This window comes from Bradyrhizobium betae, from assembly GCF_050632175.1.
GTDB classification, from domain to species: Bacteria; Pseudomonadota; Alphaproteobacteria; order Rhizobiales; family Xanthobacteraceae; genus Bradyrhizobium; species Bradyrhizobium betae_B.
This window is the reverse complement of record NZ_CP192576.1, coordinates 5,282,894-5,302,067: the sequence shown is the minus strand read 5'-3', so window position 1 is coordinate 5,302,067 and position 19,174 is coordinate 5,282,894. Positions and strand designations below refer to the sequence as shown.

At 64.5% G+C, this 19,174-nt stretch carries 19 protein-coding genes and 1 pseudogene; 11 read left to right on the top strand and 9 right to left on the bottom strand.

The features are described 5' to 3' along the window. Window positions 1–35: 35 nt before the first annotated feature. The 7 genes and pseudogenes from ACQ86E_RS25405 (at window position 36) to ACQ86E_RS25375 (ending at window position 7,917) form a co-directional block, all read left to right on the top strand. Window positions 36–1,529, top strand: a complete 1,494-nt coding sequence (locus ACQ86E_RS25405) for an AMP-binding protein (RefSeq protein WP_431202317.1) — start codon at window positions 36–38, stop codon at window positions 1,527–1,529. After that, window positions 1,526–2,167: a TetR/AcrR family transcriptional regulator gene (locus ACQ86E_RS25400; RefSeq protein ID WP_431202316.1), complete on the top strand. Its 642-nt coding sequence runs from the start codon at window positions 1,526–1,528 to the stop codon at window positions 2,165–2,167. Before ACQ86E_RS25405 ends, ACQ86E_RS25400 begins: the two co-directional genes overlap by 4 nt. Before the next feature lie 123 nt (window positions 2,168–2,290). Further along, on the top strand, window positions 2,291–3,010 hold the full coding sequence (locus ACQ86E_RS25395; protein WP_431202315.1) for an NAD(P)-binding protein: 720 nt from the start codon (window positions 2,291–2,293) through the stop codon (window positions 3,008–3,010). 100 nt (window positions 3,011–3,110) lie between these two features. Continuing rightward, a complete protein-coding gene (locus ACQ86E_RS25390; protein ID WP_431202314.1) occupies window positions 3,111–4,076 on the top strand; it encodes a flavin-containing monooxygenase in 966 nt (321 codons plus the stop codon). A gap of 195 nt (window positions 4,077–4,271) precedes the next feature. Then, window positions 4,272–4,778, top strand: a pseudogene (locus ACQ86E_RS25385) (DsbA family protein); the annotation flags it as partial. Between the two features lie 196 nt (window positions 4,779–4,974). After that, entirely contained in the window at window positions 4,975–7,332 is a 2,358-nt protein-coding gene (locus ACQ86E_RS25380; RefSeq protein WP_431202313.1) for an Orn/Lys/Arg decarboxylase N-terminal domain-containing protein, read from the top strand. 6 nt (window positions 7,333–7,338) lie between these two features. Continuing rightward, a complete protein-coding gene (locus ACQ86E_RS25375) occupies window positions 7,339–7,917 on the top strand; it encodes a GNAT family N-acetyltransferase (RefSeq protein WP_431202312.1) in 579 nt (192 codons plus the stop codon). A gap of 3 nt (window positions 7,918–7,920) precedes the next feature. On the opposite strand, the gene ACQ86E_RS25370 is transcribed toward ACQ86E_RS25375, so the two are convergent. After that, the gene (locus ACQ86E_RS25370) at window positions 7,921–8,133 is read right to left on the bottom strand and encodes a hypothetical protein (RefSeq protein ID WP_431202311.1); all 213 of its coding nucleotides are present in this window, start codon (window positions 8,131–8,133) and stop codon (window positions 7,921–7,923) included. Between the two features lie 163 nt (window positions 8,134–8,296). On the opposite strand from ACQ86E_RS25370, the gene ACQ86E_RS25365 reads away from it, so the two are divergent. Next, the gene (locus ACQ86E_RS25365) at window positions 8,297–9,238 is read left to right on the top strand and encodes an ornithine cyclodeaminase family protein (protein WP_431202310.1); all 942 of its coding nucleotides are present in this window, start codon (window positions 8,297–8,299) and stop codon (window positions 9,236–9,238) included. 19 nt (window positions 9,239–9,257) lie between these two features. Here the strand turns inward: ACQ86E_RS25365 and ACQ86E_RS25360 are convergent, their stop codons facing one another. Both ACQ86E_RS25360 and ACQ86E_RS25355 read right to left on the bottom strand, forming a co-directional pair. Next, window positions 9,258–9,707, bottom strand: a complete 450-nt coding sequence (locus tag ACQ86E_RS25360) for a flagellar basal body rod protein FlgC (protein ID WP_431202309.1) — start codon at window positions 9,705–9,707, stop codon at window positions 9,258–9,260. A gap of 118 nt (window positions 9,708–9,825) precedes the next feature. Further along, a complete protein-coding gene (locus ACQ86E_RS25355) occupies window positions 9,826–10,875 on the bottom strand; it encodes a hydroxyacid dehydrogenase (protein WP_431202308.1) in 1,050 nt (349 codons plus the stop codon). A 244-nt stretch (window positions 10,876–11,119) separates the two neighbouring features. On the opposite strand from ACQ86E_RS25355, the gene ACQ86E_RS25350 reads away from it, so the two are divergent. The 3 genes from ACQ86E_RS25350 to ACQ86E_RS25340 all read left to right on the top strand — a co-directional run bounded on the left by ACQ86E_RS25350 (window position 11,120) and on the right by ACQ86E_RS25340 (window position 12,760). Further along, window positions 11,120–11,686: a thiamine pyrophosphate-binding protein gene (locus ACQ86E_RS25350; RefSeq protein ID WP_431202307.1), complete on the top strand. Its 567-nt coding sequence runs from the start codon at window positions 11,120–11,122 to the stop codon at window positions 11,684–11,686. A gap of 22 nt (window positions 11,687–11,708) precedes the next feature. Continuing rightward, entirely contained in the window at window positions 11,709–12,305 is a 597-nt protein-coding gene (locus ACQ86E_RS25345; RefSeq protein WP_431202306.1) for a thiamine pyrophosphate-dependent enzyme, read from the top strand. Between the two features lie 77 nt (window positions 12,306–12,382). Continuing rightward, complete coding sequence (locus ACQ86E_RS25340; protein ID WP_431202305.1) at window positions 12,383–12,760, top strand: VanZ family protein; 378 nt, start codon at window positions 12,383–12,385, stop codon at window positions 12,758–12,760. Between the two features lie 45 nt (window positions 12,761–12,805). Here ACQ86E_RS25340 and ACQ86E_RS25335 read toward each other — a convergent pair whose 3' ends face one another. From ACQ86E_RS25335 to ACQ86E_RS25310, 6 genes are all read right to left on the bottom strand, one after another. After that, entirely contained in the window at window positions 12,806–13,189 is a 384-nt protein-coding gene (locus tag ACQ86E_RS25335; protein WP_431202304.1) for a DUF1236 domain-containing protein, read from the bottom strand. A 131-nt stretch (window positions 13,190–13,320) separates the two neighbouring features. Further along, window positions 13,321–15,123, bottom strand: a complete 1,803-nt coding sequence (locus ACQ86E_RS25330; protein WP_431202303.1) for an adenine deaminase C-terminal domain-containing protein — start codon at window positions 15,121–15,123, stop codon at window positions 13,321–13,323. An 85-nt stretch (window positions 15,124–15,208) separates the two neighbouring features. Continuing rightward, complete coding sequence (locus tag ACQ86E_RS25325) at window positions 15,209–16,009, bottom strand: NYN domain-containing protein (protein ID WP_431202302.1); 801 nt, start codon at window positions 16,007–16,009, stop codon at window positions 15,209–15,211. 53 nt (window positions 16,010–16,062) lie between these two features. Beyond that, window positions 16,063–17,562, bottom strand: a complete 1,500-nt coding sequence (locus ACQ86E_RS25320; RefSeq protein ID WP_431202301.1) for a tripartite tricarboxylate transporter permease — start codon at window positions 17,560–17,562, stop codon at window positions 16,063–16,065. Further along, a complete protein-coding gene (locus tag ACQ86E_RS25315) occupies window positions 17,562–18,047 on the bottom strand; it encodes a tripartite tricarboxylate transporter TctB family protein (RefSeq protein WP_431202300.1) in 486 nt (161 codons plus the stop codon). Before ACQ86E_RS25315 ends, ACQ86E_RS25320 begins: the two co-directional genes overlap by 1 nt. Continuing rightward, window positions 18,044–19,012 (bottom strand): Bug family tripartite tricarboxylate transporter substrate binding protein, encoded by a 969-nt coding sequence (locus ACQ86E_RS25310; RefSeq protein WP_431202299.1) that lies wholly within the window; start codon window positions 19,010–19,012, stop codon window positions 18,044–18,046. The genes ACQ86E_RS25315 and ACQ86E_RS25310 overlap by 4 nt, the downstream gene beginning before the upstream one ends. Window positions 19,013–19,174 lie beyond the last annotated feature (162 nt).

Sequence of the window (19,174 nt, the reverse complement as noted above, 5' to 3'; positions counted from 1 at the left end):
GACAACGAGGCCGCAACCGGCCCAAAATCCGCGCAATGATCAACCTGTCGAGCTTCATCGCCTTTCATGCCCGGCGCACGCCGGACCGGCCTGCGCTGAAATATCGCGGCGAGGAGATTTCCTATGCCGTCTTCGATGCGCGCATCCGCAAGGCCGCCGGCTGGCTCGCCGCGCAGGGCATCGGCGCCGGTGACGTCGTGGCCGTGCTGATGAAGAACAGCGCGGCGTTTCTGGAACTGGTGTTTGCCACCAGCCATCTTGGTGCGGTGTTCTTGCCGATCAATTTTCGTCTTTCGCGCGACGAAGTCGGCTACATCTCAGGCAATGCCGGTGCGCGCCTCTTGATCGTCGATGAAGAACTTGCCGCACATGCAGCGGGCGCGAACATCGTCGTGCTGAACGAGGCCGCGCAACGGAGCGTCACACGCCTCGCGGGCGATGCGCCTGTTGCGCCGATGCATCTGCGCGCGCCCTCCGACCTGATGCGGCTGATGTACACGTCGGGGACGACCGACCGCCCCAAGGGCGTCATGCTCACCTACGACAATTTCTACTGGAAGTCCGCCGACCAGACCATCGCGCTCGGCCTCGGCGCCGGAACGCGGCTGCTCGTCGTCGGCCCGCTCTACCACGTCGGCGCGCTCGATCTGCCCGGCATCGCCGTGCTCTGGCACGGCGGCTTCATCCACATCGAACGCAATTTCGAGCCGGAAAGCGCGCTTGCGGCCATAGCTGAAAACAACCTCAACGCGGCCTGGTTCGCCCCCGTGATGACCACCGCGATGCTGACCTGCCCCACCCGCGACAGCTACGACGTCTCCAGCCTGGCATGGGCGATCGGCGGCGGCGAGAAGACGCCGGAGCTGCGCATCCGCGCCTTCTCCGAATACTTCCGCAACGCACGCTACATCGACGCCTACGGTCTCACCGAAACCGTCGGCGGCGACACCTTCATGGACGCCGGCCGCGAGATCGAGAAGATCGGCTCGACGGGGCGGGCCATCGCCCATGTCGATATCGAAATTCGCGACGAGGATGGCAGGACGCTGCCGTCGAAGGTCAACGGCGAGATCTGCCTGCGCGGCCCCAAGATCACGCGCGGCTACTGGAAGGATCCGGACAAGACGGCAGCCGCCTTCTTCGGCGACTGGTTCCGCAGCGGCGATGTCGGCTATCTCGACGATGAAGGCTTCCTGTATCTCACCGATCGCAAGAAGGACATGATCATCTCGGGCGGCGAGAACATCGCCTCCTCCGAGGTCGAGCGTGTCATCTACGATTTGCCTGAGGTCCGCGAGGTCGCGGTGATCGGCCTGCGCGATGCGCGCTGGGGCGAGCGGCCGGTCGCGATCGTGGTGCTGGCCGAAGGCGCGAGCCTTGAGCTCCCTGCCCTCACCGAACATTGCCGCGCCCGGCTGGCGAGCTTCAAGGTGCCGAAGCAGCTCGTCATCCGCGACAGCCTTCCGCGTAATCCGAGCGGAAAGACTCTCAAGCGCGTGCTGCGCACCGAGCTGGAGACGTCTGAATGACGCAAGCGAATGCCAAGGTCGCAAAGCTCAATCGCGTCGAGCGCAACGCCTGGACCAAGCAGAAGATCTTCGAGGCCGCCACCAAGGTCGTCGGAAAGCATGGCTATGCCGAAGCTTCGGTCGCCCGCATCACTGAAGAGGCCGGCGTCGCGCAAGGCACCTTCTACAATCATTTCGAAAACCGCCAGGAGCTGCTCGACCAGCTCCTGCCGAAGATCGGCCTCGACATGGTCGAGTTTATCCGCGCCCGCACCGGCACGGCGGATGCGGCGCGGCAGGAGATCGCGCGCTTCTCCGCCTTCTTCGACTTCATCCGCGAGGTTCCGGAATTCCTGCGGATCCTCAACGAGGCCGAATTCTTTGCACCAACCGGCTACCAGAAGCATCTCGACAACATCTCGGTCGCCTATGTCCGCATCCTGCGTCGCGCCCGCGGGGCCGGCGCCATCGAGGATTACAGCGACGAGGAGTTCGAGGCGATCGTCCACATGCTGATGGGCTCGCGCGGCTATCTCAGCCGCCGCTACTCCTATTCGGAAGGCGGCGTCACCGCCGTGCCCGACCACGTCATCTCCGCCTACCGCAAGCTGATGACACGCGGCCTGTTCAGTTCATCGGGAGATCAGGAAACGCTATGAACATCGAGATCTCCACGCCAGCCGCTCGACCTCGCCTCGGCGATCGCCGAGGGCGATATTCGCTGCCTCCTGATGGTGCTGGTGCACATGACTGGCGACACACGCTGGCTAGAGCCACCGTACTTGCCCAAGCGCGACATCCGCCTCATTCCCGATCCCGAGGCCGGGGTGCCGAAAGAGGTCCAGGACGAGATCCGGTCCGCCGTGGTCAAGCTCTTTGCCGACGGCACGCCCAAGCCCGTCATCGCCGACCCCGGCGAAGAGTTATTGTTAAAGATGATGCGCAGCTGCCTTGGCGAGAAGGTCGCGCCGGAATACGCGCCCTTGATGCGCGAGGAGATGGGATTCGTGCCGCGCGAGCCGCGCTGGACCAGGCGTCCGGCCGACGAAAAGCTCGCAGAACAGCATGTCCTCATCGTCGGCGCCGGCGTCTGCGCCATCGCGCTCGGCGTAGCACTCGGCCATCTCGGCATCCCCTACACCATCGTCGAGAAGAATGACGAGCTCGGCGGCACCTGGTGGATCAACCGCTATCCCGGCTGTGGCGTCGATACGCCCAACCACTCCTACTCCTATTCCTTCGGCACCAACAATGAGTGGACACGCTACTTCTGTCAGCGCGAGGAGCTGCTGGGCTATCTCCAGAAGGTCGCCGAGGAGCACGGCATCCGCGCGCATCTGCGCACCATGACCGAGCTGACCTCATCGCGCTGGGACGAAGGCAAGCGGCGCTGGATTTCGACGCTCAAGACCCCGACCGGCGAAGAGACGTTCGAGATCCACCGCGCTGGTCTCGGCCATAGGCCAGCTCAACGATCCCTCGCGCGCGCACTTCAAGGGTGAGGAAGAGTTCAAGGGAACGATCCTGCATTCGGCGCTGTGGTCTGATGACATCGAGCTCGACGGCAAACATGTCGCCGTGATCGGCACCGGCGCGACATCGATGCAACTCGTGCCGGCGATCGCCGCCCGCGTCGCCTCCGTCACGGTCTACCAGCGCAGCGCACAATGGGCGCGGCCGGTGAAGGGCTATTCCGACCCGATCAGCGACGGCGCGCGATGGCTGCTGGCGCATCTTCCGTTTTATGTGCAGTGGTATCGCTTTAACATGTTCTGGCGTTACGGCGACGGCCTCTTGCCCTTCCTGCGCAAGGATCCCGCCTGGCCGCATCCCGAGCGCGCCGTCAACAAGGGCAATGACCGGCACCGGCAGGAACTGACCGACTTCATCCTCACCGAGCTGAAGGACCGGCCCGACCTGATCGAGAAATGCGTGCCGACCTACCCGCCCTACGGCAAGCGCATCCTGCTCGACAACAACTGGTTCAAGACCTTGACCCGGGGCAACGTCGAGCTCGTCACCGACACGATCGACCATTTCGACGAGGGCGGCATCGTCACCGCCGACGGCAAGCACCGTCCCGCCGACATCATCGTGGTCGCGACGGGCTTCAAGGTGACGGAGATGGCGGCGCGCCTCAACATCAGCGGTCGCGACGGCAAGGATTTGCGGCAGGCATGGGCTAACGACAACCCGACCGCGTTCCTCGGCCTCACCGTGCCGGGCTTTCCGAACTTCTTCTGCATGCTCGGACCCAACTCGGGACCGGCGCATGGCGGCAGCGTCATCTTCCAGTCGGAGTGCCAGAGCCGCTACATCTCCGCCTGCCTCGCCGACATGGTCGATCAGGACCTCGCCGCCGTCGACGTGCGCCAGGACGTGCTCGACGACTATGTCCGCAAGGTCGATGCCGAGCACGAAACCATGATCTGGACCCATCCCGGCATGAGCACCTACTACCGCAATGCGAGCGGCCGCGTGTTCTCCGCGATGCCGTGGCGATTCGTGGATTACTGGCGCATGACGCATGATCCGGATTTGGGGCAATACAGGCTGACGAAGGCGTGAACGTTGATCGCGCGGCGATGACGGTGCACCCTCTCCCCTTGCGGGAGAGGGTGGCTTCGCAAAGCGAAGCCGGGTGAGGGTTCTATCCTCACGAACGGTATTGCGAGTGGATAGAACCCCTCATCCGGCGCTTCGCGCCACCTTCTCCCACAAGGGGAGAAGGAAGAAGACGAGCTCCGCGGGAGGAATCATCTCATGCCCAAGCCGCTTGTGCGCATCTACACCGACTACAAGAGCCCCTACGCGTTCGTTGCCAACAAGCGGTTGTTCTCGCTCGAAGAAACGCACGGTGTCGAGCTCGAATGGCTGCCCTACACGCTGCGCGTCGCCGAATTCATGGGGACGGTCGAGGACCGCACGCCGCATTTCTGGCGCAAGGTGCGTTACGCCTACATGGACGCGCGGCGCTATGCTAACGCGCAGGGGCTCGTGATGAAGGGGCCTCGGCGAATCTGCGATGCCTTCCATGCCAGCGTCGGCATGCTGTTCGCGCAACGCCACGGCTTCTTCCGCCCCTATCACGACGCGGTGTTCCGCAAGTTCTGGAGCCATGAGCTTGAGATCGACGATCTCACCGACATCAGCGGCGTCATCGCCGCCTGCGGCGGCTCGGCCAGCGACTTCGAAGCCTACGTCCACGGCCCTGCCCGCGCCGAGCATGACCGCATCGTCGACGAGGCCGAAGCGCTCGGCGTGTTCGGCGTTCCGACTATGGTCTTCAACGGCGAGCTGTTTTGGGGCGGCGACCGCATCGATCTGCTGATCGAGCAGAATCGAGAAGCCCGACACGATCGAGGCCGCGCTGGGCAGCCGGTATCGCAGGCCAGCTTGACCGATGTCATCGAATTGTCATCGAATGTGCCGAGAGCTTTGGACTCTCGCACATTCGGGATGACACATGGACTATTTCAAGCGCTTCAACTTCCTGTTCGCCGCACCTGTTTTCGACGCCGACGACCTCGAAGGCAACCGCTTCAACCAGATCATCGAGGAGATCCAGCGCTCCGGCTTCGAGGTGGTCCGGGCTCGCAAGCTGGAAGACGCCGAGATGGCGGTGCAGACCGATGCCGCGATCGGCTGCATGGTGGTGGACTGGGGCAAGAAAGGGCTCGAGGGCAAGACCTCGTCGCTGATCAACTTGATGCGCCGCCGCGGTCTCGATTTCCCGATCATCCTCCTGATCCGGCGCAAGCGGTTCGAGGATTTGCCGGTCGAGGTGCTCGACTTCATCGACGGCTACGTCTTCCTGTCCGAGGAGACGCCGACCTTCATCGCCAAGAATTTGATCAGCCGGCTCAAGCAATATGCCGAGACGCTGAAGACGCCGTTCTTCGGCGCGCTGGTCGATTATGCCGAGGAAGGCAACCAGCTCTGGACCTGTCCGGGCCACAATGGCGGCGTGTTCTACAACCGCAGCCCGATCGGCCGGGTCTTCGTCGAGCATCTCGGCGAGTCCGTGTTCCGGGACGATCTCGACAATTCCGTGCTCGACCTCGGCGACCTCCTTACCCATGAGGGCCCGGCGCTGAAGGCGCAGAAGGAAGCAGCAGCGATCTTCGGCGCGGAAAAGACCTATTTCGTGCTCAATGGCACCTCGACCTCGAACAAGGTTGCGCTCGGCGCGCTCGTCACGGACGGCGACCTCGTGCTGTTCGACCGCAACAACCACAAGGCCGCCCATCACGGCGCCCTGATGATCAATGGCGGCGTCCCGGTCTACGTGCCGACCGTCCGCAATGCCTGGGGCCTGATCGGTCCGATGCGCTGGGACGCGCTCGACGAGACGGCGCTGCGCGAGGCCATCCGCAACCACCCGCTGGTCGAGGACAAGGACGCCTGGCGCAAGGAGCGGCCGTTCCGCGTCGCCGTCGTCGAGCAATGCACCTATGACGGATCGATCCATAGCGCCGAGATGATTTTGAAGCGTATCGGCCATCTCTGCGAATACATCCTGTTCGACGAGGCCTGGGCCGGCTTCATGAAGTTCCACCCGCTCTATGCCGGCCGCTTCGCCATGGGCCTCTCCAACCTTCCGCCGGAAGCCCCGGGCATCATCGCGACGCAGTCGACCCACAAGCAGCTCGCGAGCTTTTCGCAGGCCTCGCAAATCCACATCAAGGACCGCCATATCCGCGGCCAGAAGCGCCGCGTCGAGCACCGCCGCTTCAACGAGAGCTTCATGCAGCACGCCTCCACGTCGCCGTTCTATCCGCTGTTCGCCTCACTCGACGTCGGCGCGCAGATGATGAAGGGCCGCTCCGGCGAGGTGCTGTGGGACGATACGATCCGGCTCGGCATAGAGCTTCGCAAGAAGATCCGTGCGATGCGCCGGGAGTTCGAGGAGAAGGAACAAAATCCGGATCGCCGCTGGTTCTTCGAACCCTTCGTCCCCGATCGCGTCGCCATTCCCGACGTCAGCCGCCCCGGCGCCGCGCATAACGTCGCCTGGGAAACGCTGTCCACCGACGAGCTCGCCACCAATCCGGCGCTCTGGCAGCTCTCTCCCGATACCAGCTGGCACGGCTTTCCCGATCTCGCGGAGGGCTTTGCCATGACCGATCCGAACAAATTGACGCTGCTGACACCCGGATTCGACCGCTCGACCGGCGCCTATGCCGAGCACGGCATCCCGGCGCCGATAGTCGCGCAATATCTGCGCGAGAACCGCATCGTCCCCGAAAAGAACGACCTCAACTCCCTGCTCTTCCTGCTGACGCCCGGCGTCGAGGCGAGCAAGGCCGGTACGCTGATCTCCGGCCTCGTCGCGTTCAAGAGGCTGCACGACGACAATGCGCTGCTGGCCGACGCGATCCCGGAATTCTACCAGCGGCGACAGACGCGCTATGCCGGCGTCCGGCTGCGCGATCTCTGCGGCGAGATGCACCGGTTCTTCCGTGATGCCAATGTCAGCGCGCTCCAGGCCCGGCAGTTCATGCCGGAGCACATGCCGGAGATCGCGATGTCGCCGCGCGATGCAGCGCGCCGCCTGATCCGTAACGATGTCGACTATCTGCCGATCGAGGCAATCGCAGGCCGCATCGCGACCACGCCCTTCGTTGTCTATCCGCCCGGCATCGCGACCATCGTTCCCGGCGAGCGGCTGACGGAACGGGCCAAGCCCATGGTCGATTATCTGAAGATGTTCGAAAGCTGCTTCAACACATTTCCGGGCTTCGATGTGGAAATCCAGGGCGTCTACAAGGAGGTCGATGCCCATGGCCGCATCGGGCTCTACACTTACGTCGCCGTTGAGTAGGTGTCGATGACCGAAACAGCGATTGCGCGTCCAGACGACGAGCCGGTGCTGGTCCGGCCATCACGCGAGAGCGATATCGAGGCGATGCTGGCGATCTATCGCCACCACGTCCGCAATGGGGTGCCGCGCGACGTCGAGGGAACAGGCGCACCGGAACCGGATGATCTACGCGACCGGCGCAAGAATCTGAAGCAGACCCGGCTGCCGCATCTGGTCGCGACCTTTCGCGGCGAGGTCGTCGGCTATGCCTATGCGGTGCTGTTCCGCAAGCGTCCGGCCTATCGCTACACGGCCAAGCACTCGATCTACGTTCACCACGCACATCTCGGCCGCGGTGTCGGACGTTTGCTGCTTCAGGAATTGATCGATGCCTGTGCCGCGGCCGGCTTCCGCCAGATGATCGGCTATATCGATGCCGACAACGCCCCCTCTCTGGCGCTGCAAGAGAAATTCGGCTTCGCGCGCGCCGGCTTGCTTTGCGGTGTCGCCTATCGCCATGGTCGCTGGTCCGACACCGTCATGGTGCAGCGGTCGCTCGGAACCGGCGCGACCGCGCCGCCGCCGGGAACCGTGCCGGGACGATAGGCCTCAGGACGGAAAGTCGGCCGGCTTCACATGGATCCGGTCGGCATGCAGCGACCAGTGATGCAACGCCTGGTCCTGGCAGAACTTTGCCTTGGCCCGCTCCTTGGCCTCGTCCTCGTCGGCCGCGTCGATCTCCAGCGTACCCTGGCAAATCTCGCTCTGCCGACCGTACTCCCCGAGCACGTCCTTCATGAACCTGACGACATAGATGGACATGGGACCTCCTGCTGCCCCGGCAGCCAATCTAATCTCATTTGGACCAAACAGGGGAAGGAGATTTTGACGCGGATCAAGGCTGATGATCCCTGGCGCAAGATTTCTTGCGGAACTTTCCGCGCGGGTTTAAGGGCAATTGCCGGCCGCCGATGAGGATCTTGTCTTGCACTTTGTCACCGATACCGAAGTCACGAATGCCCTGACGTTTCCCGTCCTCATCGCGGCCCTGGAAGACGCGCACCGCCGGCCGAAGATGGAGGTTCTGGACGCCTTCCTCGGCGACGAGAAAGGGCAATACGTCATCCGCAGCGCCGTCGATCCCGGCCGGTACATGGCGAGCAAGATGTTCACCAGCTTTCCGGCCAATCTGGCGGAAGGAAAGATGCCGGCGGTGCAGGCCGTCTGCGTGCTGTTCGACGGCACCAACGGGCGGCCGCTGGCAGCGATGGACGGCACCGAGATCACGCATTGGCGCACCGCCGCCGACTCCGCGCTGGGCACAAAACTGCTCGCACCGCCCAATCCCGAGACGCTGCTTTGCGTCGGGGCCGGTGAGATGTCGGAATGGCTGATCCGGGGGCATCGAACGGCGCGGCCGTCGCTGCAACGCGTGCTGATCTGGAACAGGAGCGCGGAACGCGCCGATGATCTCGCCAGGCGACTGGCCGCGGACGGCGTGAAGGCGGAGACGATCACGGACCTCGACGCCGCGACGCGTGAAGCCAACGTCATCACCACCTGCACCCGCGCGCATCAACCGCTGATCAAGGGCCGCAACCTGCGGCCGGGTACGCATCTGGACCTCGTCGGTGGCTATACACCGCAAACCCGTGAGGCCGATAACGAGGCAGCAAGGATGTCGCGTGTCTTCGTGGACCGGCGAGAATCCGCATTTCATGGCGTCGGCGACATCCTGCAGCCGATCGCGAGCGGCGCGATCAGCGAAAAGGATGTTCTCGGCGATCTCTACGATCTCGCCAGCGGCCGCGTGCAGGGGCGCGTGTCACCCTCCGACATCACGTTCTTCAAGAACGCAGGCGGCGGCCATCTCGACCTCATGACTTGCGAGGCCGTGTTCAAGCAGCTCGGCGCAAAGCTTGGGTAGACGACCTACCCCGGCATCGTCACGTCGTGATGTCGAGGAGCGAATCCGTCGTTTCGGCGTAAGCCTGAATGACCTTCGCATTGGCGATGAAGCTGTACTTTGCGGCCGCCAGCTGAGCGAATTCGTTGGCGAGATCGACATTCGGCGCTGCGACCAGGCCGTCCTGGTTGGCGAAGGGTGCGGTTGGGTCAGATTGCGCGGTGTAGCTCGGCGACACCGTCGACACGGTCGCGGAGGTCCCACCGGGGGTCGAGCCGCTCGATTGGGAGACCTGATCGACGCGCAGCGGCACATAGGCCGCGGGAAACGTCGGAGCGATGTTCGAACTGCCCGCGGCAGCCGATGTGTCCGATTTGCCTGATGCAGGTAGTGGGCCGGTCGTTTGAACGTTGGCGATATTGCTCGCAGCCACGCTCACGCGCAAACTCGCCGCAGACAGTCCGGATGCCGCAATCGAATAGATGCTCATGGCCTCCGATTTAAAGGACAGGTCATACGCGTTCGTTCACGCCATCGGTAAAATCCGAGGCTTTCTAATGTCATCCCAGTAACCAACGATCAGAGCGCGGTCAGACTTTCCGCGCGCCCTACCCCGGCGCCACTCCGAAGGCCTGCTGGAAGCGCTCGGCATAGCGCGGCCAGACCTCGGGATTGATGATGCGCGGCGGGCGCTTGCCGTCGAGCGTGTCCAGCACCTGCTCGGCGGCGATGCGGCCCATGTTCTGGCGCGCCTCGATGGTGACACCGGCGGTGTGCGGGCTGGCCAGCACGTTGTCGAACTGGAGCAACGGATGCTCCGGCGGCGGCGGCTCCTTGGACCAGACGTCGAGGCCGGCACCGGCAATGCGCTTGTCGCGCAATGCCTGGAGCAACGCGTCCTCGTCGTGGATAAAGCCGCGCGCGGTGGTAATGAAATAGGCATGCGGCTGCATCAGCGCGAACTCGCGCGTGCTGATCATGTTGCGGCTCTTTTTGTCGAGTGGACAGGAGATCGACACGAAATCGGCGCGGCGCAAGAGCTCGTCGAGTTCGACCTTCTCGCCGCCCCGTTCGGCCATCACCTCGGCCGTAAGGTACGGATCGTAGGCCAGCACCTTCATGCCGAACAGGCCCTTGCAGAGTGCCGCGATCCTGCGGCCGACATTGCCGAGACCGATGATGCCGACGGTCTTGTGCTCGACCTCGTTGCCGACGAGCTCGTTGCGGTTGACGTTGGACTCCCTGCGGAGCTTGCGGTCGGACTGGATGATGCGCTTGGACAGAGTCAGCATCATCGCCAGCGCGTGTTCGGCAACCGAATGGGCGTTGCCGCCGGACTGGTTGACGACCAGCACGCCCGCATCGGTACAGGCCTCGACGTCAACAGGATCAAAGCCAGCGCCGTTGCTCGACACGAGCAGCAGGTTCGGCGTTCGCTTCAGGAAGCCGGCATCGACATGGAAATGCGGCGCGAGCTCGTCGCGGGCGGCGCCGATCTGGTAGACATGGGCGGCACTGATGATCGGCGCATAGAAGTCCTCGGGGCTCTCGTTCTCGATACGATCGAGCCGGACGTCGGGCCGCGCCTTCAGGATGTCGATATAGATCGGGTTGGCCAGGTATTTGACGTAGAAGACGCGCTTGCTGTTGACGGACATCAGGACCCTTCCGGCTCTCTCGCGGAGACCCGCAAGGCCAGCGCGATGCGCGCCCCGTCCATGCGTCCCTCCCGTTTTCTCGTTGTCGCCGCTTATGACATGGCGATGCCGGCCACGGCAGGCCGTCTGGCGCAGATCACGGTGCCGGCCCGGACATGTTGACAATCTCGCTGCCTGCGTCAAGTTCGGGAGGTCGCCGCGACGGCCAGAACCAAGAAGCATGCGCGGCTCAAGGGAGAGCGCGATGGCGATTGCGGAGCAGCGGACCTCGCCCCAGGTGACGCAGGGGTCCGGCGACAAGAGCTGGCATGGCATCGTCCTGCAAACCCTGAAGCGGAACGAGATCAGCCTCATCCCCTACGTGCCCGACCGCGTGCTGACGCCGCTGATCCAGAACCTGCACGTCGACCCCTTCTTCACCACCTTTGCCACCGCCCGCGAGGAAGAGGCCGTCGGCATCGTCTCGGGCGCCTGGATGGGCGGACGGCGTGGCGCCGTGCTGATGCAGACGTCGGGCTTTGCAACGCTTGCCAACGTGCTGGCCTCGCTGGCAGTGCCCTACCAGATCCCGCTGATCATGTTCGTGTCCGAGCGCGGCACGCTCGGCGAGTTCAACTACGGCCAGTCGCGGGTCTGCCGCACCATGCGCCCGGTGCTGGACTCGCTGGCGCTGGAGCATCACACCATCACCCGGCTCGACGAGCTCGAATTCATCGCCGACCGCTCGATCAAGCAAGCCGTCACGACACAGGCGCCGGTGGCGCTGATCCTCAACCCGCTGCTCACCGGCGGCAAGACGTTCGACAAGTGAGCGCCGCCAAATGACTTCAAAAATGAACACGCGCAATACCAAGGTGATGAACCGGTTCGACGTGACCTCGCGCCTGATCGCAAAACTCAAGCACGAAGAAGCCGTGATCGGCGGCATCGGCAACACCAATTTCGACCTCTGGGCCGCGGGCCACCGCCCGCAGAATTTCTACATGCTGGGCAGCATGGGCCTCGCCTTCCCGATCGCACTGGGTGTCGCACTCGCGCAGCCAGACCGCCGCGTCTTCGCACTCGAAGGCGACGGCTCGCTGCTGATGCAGCTCGGCGCCCTCTCGACAATCGCGACGTTGAAGCCGAAGAACCTCATCATGATCGTGATGGACAACGGCATCTACCAGATCACCGGCGCACAGCCGACGCCGGCCGCGAGTGTGGCCGACATCGTCGGCATCGCCACCGCTTCGGGGCTCGCCAACAGCGCCTGGGCCGCAGACGAGGAGGATTTCGAGCGCCTCGTCGACACAGCGATGTCAGCTTCCGAACCGAGCTTGATTGCCGTCCGCATCGACGACAAGCCGGGCGTCGGCACCACCCGGCGCGATCCCGTGCAGATCCGGGAACGCTTCATGCACGGACTCGGCGTGCGCGAGCCACTTTAACGTTTCGTCATTAACTACACGACGATCTGATCCCGGCCGCGTAGCAGGCTGCTGCAGATCCGTGCTATCCGCACCGGATGTCCATTTTTGTTCGCTTCATTGCCTGGCTGCTGGCAGCCGCCGTCACCTTCGCAACTCTCGGCCCGCCCGGCCTGCGGCCCCACTCCGACCTCGGTCAGGATGGCGAGCATGCACTCGCCTTCGTCCTGGTAGGGTTGGCCTTCGGCCTCGCCTACCGAAATCGCCGCTGGGTCGTCGCCGCCGTCGCGGTGGTCCTGATCGGCGCGCTCGAACTGATGCAATTCTGGGCGCCAGGACGCCACGCGCGCCTGGAAGATTTTCTCGTCGATGCAGCCACGGCCTGCGCGGGCTTTGTGCTCGCGGCCGCCGCTGACTGGGCCGTGGCACGCCTTCGTGCCAGTCCTGCAGTCACAAGCGAAGGCCCCGCGGAGTGACGCTCCGCAGGGCCTGTTTTCTCCAAACGCCTGTGCTCTTTCGCGTCAGTCGATGATCTTGACGACCCTGCGCGTGCGCGGTTCGACGATCACACGGCGATCGTTCACGACCGCATAGCGATACTCGGTGTAGTTCGGCACGGGACGCAGCACCACGGCCGGGGGCAGCGGCTCGCCGACCACGACGCGCTCCTCGACGACGACCGACTCGGAACGCGGAAGTCCGCCCAGGATTGCATTCGGGATTTCCAGGCCAGCGCCCACGGCCGCACCTACGGTGCCGCCGACCATCGCGCCGATCGGCCCGCCGATGTCACCGCCCGCGCGTGCGCCGTTCCGGGCACCCTGCTCGGTCGTCGACTGGGCAAAGGCTGCGCTCGAGGCCAGCAGCGATACGGCAGCCAGCGTAATTGCAAGACGGGTCTTCATGTCCACACTCTCCAGTGTTTGTTTGTGCGCCTTCAACCGCGGGGCCGGACCATTGTTCCAGTTCCCCCAAAACCAAAAATGCACAACCGGAGATGTGTTACGGAGTAACAGTCAGGCTGCCGTCGAAGCGCTCATTCGAACAGCGGCGCCAGTTCCATCTGCGGCACCAGCACAAGGCCTTTGTCGGTGATGCGGATTTCCGGAATGACCGACAGCGGAATCAAGTTAAAGCCCATATAGGGGATGGTGCAGCCGGCTTCCGCCCATTCCTTCTTCAGCACCTTGACCTCTTCGGCGACCTCGGTCACGCGCTTGTCGGAGAGCAGGCCAGCAATCGGCAGCGGCACCAGCGCCCTCACCTTGCCGTCCGCGACGACGCAAACGGCGCCCTGCTGCGCCTTGATTGCGGCGATCGCGACCTGCATGTCGGCCTCGTTGGTGCCGGCGACGATGATGTTGTGGCTGTCGTGCCCGACGCTGGAGGCGACCGCGCCGCGCTTCAGGCCGAAATCCTTCAGCAGGCCATAGGCGACGTTGCCAGTCGATTTGCCGTGGCGCTCGACGACTGTGACGAAGCACAGGCCGTAGCGCGCAAACAGCGACGGCCAGTCTTTCGCTGGTTCGATCGCGACCTTCTCATGGATCAGCTTGATGCCCGGCAGCGCAGTCCTGATCGCGTTGACCGTGCAGGCCCTCGCCGGCAACTCGGGCGTCAGCTTCAATTTTTCCGGCAGCTTCACCGTCGCATAGGCCGCCTTCGGATATTGATAGCGCTGCGACAGCGCCTGATCGAGGCGCGGCGTGATCCTGCCGTGCTCGACCACCAGCTCGCCGCCATACCAGGTGCATTGCGGCTTGAGCTGATCGTCCATCAGCACAAGATCGGCGCGGCGGCCGCCGCCGAGCCCGCCGATATCGCCATCCATGCCGAAGCGGGTGGCACCATGCAGCGAGCCCATCGACCAGGCCTGCTCCGGGGACATCCCAGCCTTCACCGCCTCGCGCACCACCCAGTCGAGCCCGAACAGCAGGAGGTCGTCGGCATCGCGGTCATCGGTGCAGACGGCGGTGCGCTTGTGCGAGGCGCCGAGCTCGGTAATGGTGCGGATCGCCTGCGGCAGCGAGTGCCAGGGCGTGGTCGGCGGTCCCCCGCGCAGGAACACCCAGACGCCGGCATCGAGCAGATCGTCGGCGATGTCGCGGTCGATCGCCTCATGCGTGTCGGTGACGCCTGATGCCGCATACGCCGCGACGAATTCGCGGCCATAGACATGACCGGAGACCGGACGGCCCCGCTTCAAGGCGGCCGCGAGGATCGCGTGACTGCGCTCGTCACCCATCGTGACGGGCACGAAATCCATCTTCTCTCCGAGTGCCACCGCTTCAGGCCAGCGGTCGAACAGTCCGGCGATCTTGTCCGGCGTGAGGTCGCCGCCCGCAGTCTCCAGTTCGGCCGAGGTCGCAGGCACCGTCGACGGCACCGTCAGGAAGATCGAGAGCGGTGCCTCGCGCGCGTCCTCCAGCATCGCCTCGACGCCGGCGACGTCCATGACGTTGCCGATCTCGTGGCTGTCGCAGAAGATCGTGGTTGTGCCGTTGAGAAGAGCAGCCTCCGCATAGGCGCAGGCGGTCACCATCGAGGACTCGATGTGGATGTGCGGGTCGACCAGACCCGGCGCGATGATGCCGCCAGCCGCATCATAGAGCGGAACATCGTTCCAGAGCTTCTTCGCCGTCCCGGCCGGCTTCACCGCGGCGATACGGCCGCCGGTGATCCAGACCTCGCGATTGGCGTGGATGCGCTCCGAATAGGTCGAGAGCACTCGGGCCCCCGTGACGACGAGATCCGGCGTGACACGCGCGGACGCGACATCGGCGAGGCGCCGGGTCATCTCGTGCAGCGGTGCAACGGCGAAGCGGGTAAGTCTGGTCATCAGAACCCTCGCGTGGCATTACGGCCGAGCGATGGTTACCTCCCGCGCCGAACCGGGCAAGCGCAAATATAACGGCACGCTCTGCTCACGCCTTAGGCGCCGCACCGCCTGCCGTGACCGACTTCGCAGGTCGGCGCGGGTTCCGCCGTCTTGGTGATGGTGCGGCAGCGGGCTTGACCCGGATCCGCATCGAACGCCCCTTCGACTCGTCGATCTCGAACGCATTCGTCTTGCGCACGAGATCGCTCAGCTTGCGGGAGCCGTAGGTTCTCGAATCGAAATCGGGGGCGAGGTTGGTCAGTCCTTTTCCGACTTCCCCGAGCGAAACCCATCCGTCTTCGCTCTCCATCTGGGCGATGACTTTCTTGATCATGGGGATGGCTGCGTCAGGGGGTTGAAGCAGCGGCGACCGCGAGGCCGGATCCTGGGTGTTCACCGGGGCGGCAAGCAAATTCTCGGTATAGACGGATCTTCGGCAGGCCTGACGGAAGCTTTCCGGTGTCTTCTGCTCCCCGAACCCGAAGACATCGACGCCCTGCTCCCGGATGCGGGCGGCAAGCCGGGTGAAGTCGCTGTCGGACGACACCAGGCAGAAGCCATCGAAGCGGCCGCTGTGAAGCAGGTCCATGGCGTCGATGACCAGGGTGATGTCGGACGCATTCTTTCCCGTCGTGTAGGCGAACTGCTGCTGCGGGATGATGGCGTGTTTCGACAGGATGTCGGCCCAGCCCCTCGATCGCGCATTGGAGAAGTCGCCGTAGATGCGGCGAACGCTGGCCTCGCCGATCTTGGCGATCTCCTCGAACAATCCATCGGCGATCTTCGCGGAGGCATTGTCGGCATCGATCAGGACGGCGAGACGGGGCGAGCGAAGTTCCGACGGCATGGCGTTTCCCCAGGAGATGGACGCAGCATTAAATGACGCGAGCGCCGGGACGGCTAGTCCTCGTTCGCCCTGAAACGTCCCATCCCCTTCAGCACGAATGGGGCCAGCAGCGCAATCAGCGCAAGGCCGAGCAGCGTCGCCGAGATCGGGCTCTGGAGCAGCGTCATGGGATCTCCGAGGCTGATCGCGAGCGCGCGGCGCAACTGACTCTCGGCGATCGGGCCGAGGATCAGGCCGACGACGACGGGCGCGATCGGAAAATCGAACCGGCGCATCAGGAAGCCGAGCACGCCGAAGCCGGCCAGCATCGACAATTCGACGACCGACGGCTTGGCGGCGATGGTCCCCATGGTCGCGAACACGAGGATCCCGGCATAGAGCCACGGCTGTGGGATCGCAAGGAGCCGTACCCACAGTCCGACCAGCGGCAGGTTGAGCACGAGCAGCATGCAATTGGCGATGAAGAGACTGGCGATCAGCCCCCAGACCAGGTCCGGCCGCTCGGCGAACAGCAGCGGTCCCGGGTTGAGACCATATTGCTGGAAGCCCGCCAACATCATCGCGGCTGTCGCCGAGGTCGGCAGTCCCAGCGTCAAGAGCGGCACCAGCGTGCCGGCGGCCGAGGCATTGTTGGCGGCTTCCGGTCCAGCGACACCTTCGATCGCGCCCTTGCCGAATTCTTCCGGATGCTTGGTCAGCCGTCTCTCGCACGAATAAGACAGGAAGGTCGGGATCTCCGCGCCGCCCGCCGGCAGCGCGCCGATCGGGAAGCCGAACATCGTGCCGCGCAGCCATGGCTTCCACGACCGTTTCCAGTCGTCCCTGGTCATCCACAGCGAGCCGCGCACCGGTTCGAGCTTCTCCTCGGTATGATGCCGGCGCGATGCGACATAGAGCGCCTCGCCCAACGCGAACAGGCCGACCGCAAGCGTCGTCACCTCGACGCCGTCGAGCAGTTCAGGGACGCCGAAAGCAAGCCGCGCCTGACCGGTCAGCTTGTCGATGCCGACGAGGCCGAGCGTCAAGCCGATGAACAGGCTGGTGAGGCCGCGGACCGGGGAATCGCCGAAGGTCGCCGACACCGTGACGAAGGCGACGCACATCAGCGCGAAATAGTCTTCAGGTCCGAAGCGCACGGCGAAATCGACCAGCCACGGCGCGAGAAAGGCCAGGCCAATCGTGGCAATGGTGCCGGCGACGAAGGAGCCGATCGCGGAGGTCGCAAGCGCCGGCCCGCCCCGGCCGGCCTTGGCCATCTTGTTGCCTTCGAGCGCGGTCGCCATCGAGGCGCTCTCGCCCGGCGTGTTGATCAGGATCGCGGTGGTCGAGCCGCCATACATGCCGCCGTAATAGATGCCGGCGAACATGATCAGCGAGCCGCCGGGGTCGAGCTTGTAAGTGACAGGCAGCAGCAGCGCGACCGTCAACGCCGGGCCGATGCCGGGCAGCACGCCCACGGCCGTGCCGAGGAACACGCCGATCAGCGCATAAAGCAGGTTCATCGGCTGGACGGCGACCGCCATGCCATGCGCCAGCGCCGCAAAAGTGTCCATCACAGCAGTCGCTCCAGCGGACCGGTCGGAAGGCTCAGCGTCAACAGCCGGTCGAACGCAAGATAGATGAGGATCGACATCACCAGGGCAATGACGCTGTCGACCAGGATCGCGCGGCGCCCAAACGCCGCCGACGTCGTCACGAACAATGCCGACGTCGCCAGGATGAAGCCGCCGCCGAAGCCGATGATGCCGATCAGCAGCGCAAGGCCCATGAGGATCAGCACCACCGGCACGGGATCGGCGCTCTCGCGCGCCGGCAAATTGCCGCGCAATGCGTCGACGAGATTGCCGATCGCGAGCAGCGCGAGGCCGCAGGCGACCACGACCGGCATCGCCTCCGGCCCCATCCCGTACATCGTCGTGACTTGCAGACCGCGCGCATCCCACACCAGTACCGCGGCAAGGCCTGCGAGTAACGCGGCGATGACGATGCCGGCGCGATCGACGCGCCGTGGCGGCTGGGCCGGATCGCTCGTCGTCATGACTTGACCAGGCCGACCGATTTCAGCACGTCGGTGACGCGCACCGTTTCCTTCTTCAGAAAGTCGACGAAGGCGTCGCCGCCGAGATAGGCGTCCTCCCAGCCCTTCTGCTTGAGGATCTCCTTCCAGGCGTCCGACTTCACCATCTTCTCGACCGCTTCGCTCAAGGTCTTGCGCTGCTCCGGCGTGATGCCGGGAGGCGCGACCACCGAGCGCCAATTGGCGATCACCAGATCAATGCCCTGCTCCTTGAAGGTCGGGATGTCGCTGCCGGGGATGCGCTTCTCCGAGGTCACGCCGATCGCGCGCAGCTTGCCGGACTTGATCTGCCCGTCATATTCGCTCAGCCCCGAAATACCCGCGGTGACCTTGCCACCAAGGATCGCGGCGAGCGACTCGCCGCCGCCGGAGAACGGAATGTAGTTGATCTTCTTGGCGTCGGCGCCCACGGCGCCGGCGAACAACGCCGCCATCACGTGGTCGACGCCGCCAGCCGAGCCGCCCGCGAAGGTCACCTTGGCGATGTCGGCCTTCACCGCTGCGGCCAGATCCTGTGCGGTCTTGATCGGCGAACTCGCGGGGACCACGATCACCTGGATTTCCTCGGTCAGGCGCGCGATCGGCGTCACCTGTTCGAGGGTGACAGGCGACTTGTTCATGGCGAGCGCGCCCACCATGACGAAGCCGTTGACCATCAGCTGGTTGCCGTCACCCTTGGCGCCGTTGACAAACTGCGCGATGCCGACGCTGCCGCCCGCACCGGGAACGTTGATGACCTGCACGCTGCGCGCGACACCCGCGGCAACCAGCGCCTGCTGCATCGAGCGCGCAGTCTGGTCCCAGCCACCGCCCGGTGCCGCCGGCGCCATCAGCTTGAGCTCGAGCGGTTGGGCAAAGGCAGGCGTCGCTGCCGCAAGGGTCAGCGCGACGGCTGCGCCGACAAGGCGCGCGGGAAATTGGAACATGAGGGCATCTCCAGGCTCATGCGGACATTTGCCGCATTGTGGTGTTTGGCCGCATATCAGCCAAAACGACCGCGCCTGTCCAGCGACCACCCCCGGATTCGCGCGCGCCATCGAAGCTGCCGCGGCGCAGCGCCACTTTGAGCCGGCCGGGCCGATGCATGA

Excerpts from the sequence above, each read along its gene's own strand:
- ACQ86E_RS25405 (WP_431202317.1), top strand. The coding sequence starts at position 36 with ATGATCAACCTGTCGAGCTTCATCGCCTTTCATGCCCGGCGCACGCCG.
- ACQ86E_RS25400 (WP_431202316.1), top strand. The coding sequence starts at position 1,526 with ATGACGCAAGCGAATGCCAAGGTCGCAAAGCTCAATCGCGTCGAGCGC.
- ACQ86E_RS25390 (WP_431202314.1), top strand. The coding sequence starts at position 3,111 with ATGCAACTCGTGCCGGCGATCGCCGCCCGCGTCGCCTCCGTCACGGTC.
- ACQ86E_RS25380 (WP_431202313.1), top strand. The coding sequence starts at position 4,975 with ATGGACTATTTCAAGCGCTTCAACTTCCTGTTCGCCGCACCTGTTTTC.
- ACQ86E_RS25375 (WP_431202312.1), top strand. The coding sequence starts at position 7,339 with ATGACCGAAACAGCGATTGCGCGTCCAGACGACGAGCCGGTGCTGGTC.
- ACQ86E_RS25370 (WP_431202311.1), bottom strand. The coding sequence starts at position 8,133 with ATGTCCATCTATGTCGTCAGGTTCATGAAGGACGTGCTCGGGGAGTAC.
- ACQ86E_RS25360 (WP_431202309.1), bottom strand. The coding sequence starts at position 9,707 with ATGAGCATCTATTCGATTGCGGCATCCGGACTGTCTGCGGCGAGTTTG.
- ACQ86E_RS25355 (WP_431202308.1), bottom strand. The coding sequence starts at position 10,875 with ATGTCCGTCAACAGCAAGCGCGTCTTCTACGTCAAATACCTGGCCAAC.
- ACQ86E_RS25350 (WP_431202307.1), top strand. The coding sequence starts at position 11,120 with ATGGCGATTGCGGAGCAGCGGACCTCGCCCCAGGTGACGCAGGGGTCC.
- ACQ86E_RS25345 (WP_431202306.1), top strand. The coding sequence starts at position 11,709 with ATGAACACGCGCAATACCAAGGTGATGAACCGGTTCGACGTGACCTCG.
- ACQ86E_RS25340 (WP_431202305.1), top strand. The coding sequence starts at position 12,383 with ATGTCCATTTTTGTTCGCTTCATTGCCTGGCTGCTGGCAGCCGCCGTC.
- ACQ86E_RS25335 (WP_431202304.1), bottom strand. The coding sequence starts at position 13,189 with ATGAAGACCCGTCTTGCAATTACGCTGGCTGCCGTATCGCTGCTGGCC.
- ACQ86E_RS25330 (WP_431202303.1), bottom strand. The coding sequence starts at position 15,123 with ATGACCAGACTTACCCGCTTCGCCGTTGCACCGCTGCACGAGATGACC.
- ACQ86E_RS25325 (WP_431202302.1), bottom strand. The coding sequence starts at position 16,009 with ATGCCGTCGGAACTTCGCTCGCCCCGTCTCGCCGTCCTGATCGATGCC.
- ACQ86E_RS25320 (WP_431202301.1), bottom strand. The coding sequence starts at position 17,562 with ATGGACACTTTTGCGGCGCTGGCGCATGGCATGGCGGTCGCCGTCCAG.
- ACQ86E_RS25315 (WP_431202300.1), bottom strand. The coding sequence starts at position 18,047 with ATGACGACGAGCGATCCGGCCCAGCCGCCACGGCGCGTCGATCGCGCC.
- ACQ86E_RS25310 (WP_431202299.1), bottom strand. The coding sequence starts at position 19,012 with ATGTTCCAATTTCCCGCGCGCCTTGTCGGCGCAGCCGTCGCGCTGACC.